The organism is Antrihabitans spumae (assembly GCF_043944905.1).
GTDB lineage: Bacteria > Actinomycetota > Actinomycetes > Mycobacteriales > Mycobacteriaceae > Antrihabitans > Antrihabitans spumae.
In genome coordinates this window covers 1-1,077 of sequence record NZ_JBIMSN010000043.1, presented here as the reverse complement: position 1 = coordinate 1,077, position 1,077 = coordinate 1, and the positions used below count along the sequence as shown (strand labels likewise).

The following is a 1,077-nucleotide window of genomic DNA, read 5'->3' as shown; positions in this document are numbered from 1 at the left end:
GTTTGGATTTCTACGCACAGATAGGTGGCTGGGATGAAGCGTTCGGCTCAGGGCTTTGCGGTTGCTGCTATTGCTGCCGCATGCCTTTCCGGGTGTTCCGACGTCGAAGTAGCACTCAACGACGGCGGTGACACCACCTGCAACGAATGGGCGACGCAGGACCAGAACAAGCAGCGCCAGACGATCACCAAGTTCCTGAAGGAATACACCGGCAGCGACAACGAGCCGGCCGGTACGCAGGTCGACGCCTCGATGGTTGCCGTCACGCTGCTCTGTCAGGTGCAGTCCGACAAGGAAACCCAGATCAAAAACGTCAACCTCACCGGGATTCTGCCGAAGTAGGTTGTCGGGGAGTCCCAGATCGCCGCTGTGTTCACGGGGTTGCGTTCACTGGAGCTGTTCGGCTTCGATACTTCCTCAGCAACGGGGCGGCCGCTATCGTTCTAGGTGGCTGACCCAGTACGGGTCGGTGATGTCGGGGGACATCGGTTGAGGGGGGATCTGATGGGCATACCGATTCGGTTCGTTGCTGCTGCTGGAATTTCAATCACCGTGGCAATCAGTGCAGTTGCGTTGAGCAGCGCAGCGCCTGCGTCACCACCAGACGTCGACCCGTGGGTGCAAGGTCAGATCGATTCTCTGACAGAGAACGTGCCTGCATTTATAGACTCGATCAACAGATCCGGTGTCGACCGAGGTGGTATCGACGACAATGCGCTGGTAATCAAAGGTCATCTGATTTGCGATGCGATCTACTCGCATCGCGGTGATCTCAGCAGCGCGATGCTTCCCAACACTCGACCGGACGACTTCCGCACGATGGAGGTGGTTGCTGGTGCCTCCATCAAGTACCTGTGCCCACCTGCGGCCGCGTATGCCAGTCCGCATTTGGTCGACGCAGCACCGTAGCGCCTTTGGGTGACGATCGCGCCGGTGTACTTGGTTGCTCGCGATCCTCCTTCTTTCGGCGCGACCCACGGGTCGGTTGGGGCGGCACTCAAAACCTGTCGGTGGTCGAATGTATGTACTGCTTATCTGCTTAAGTGGACCTATGCTGGTCAGGTGGATTTCGTAGAC

At 58.3% G+C, this 1,077-nt stretch carries 2 protein-coding genes; both read left to right on the top strand.

Features of this window, described 5'->3' with window-relative positions; genetic code table 11:
• The first annotated feature begins 33 nt into the window (after positions 1 to 33).
• Positions 34 to 342 carry a hypothetical protein gene (locus tag ACHIRB_RS10730; RefSeq protein WP_395126382.1) on the top strand — a complete coding sequence of 103 codons (309 nt, stop codon included), beginning with the start codon at positions 34 to 36 and terminating at the stop codon, positions 340 to 342.
• A 162-nt stretch (positions 343 to 504) separates the two neighbouring features.
• Positions 505 to 909 carry a DUF732 domain-containing protein gene (locus tag ACHIRB_RS10725; protein WP_395112739.1) on the top strand — a complete coding sequence of 135 codons (405 nt, stop codon included), beginning with the start codon at positions 505 to 507 and terminating at the stop codon, positions 907 to 909.
• Positions 910 to 1,077 lie beyond the last annotated feature (168 nt).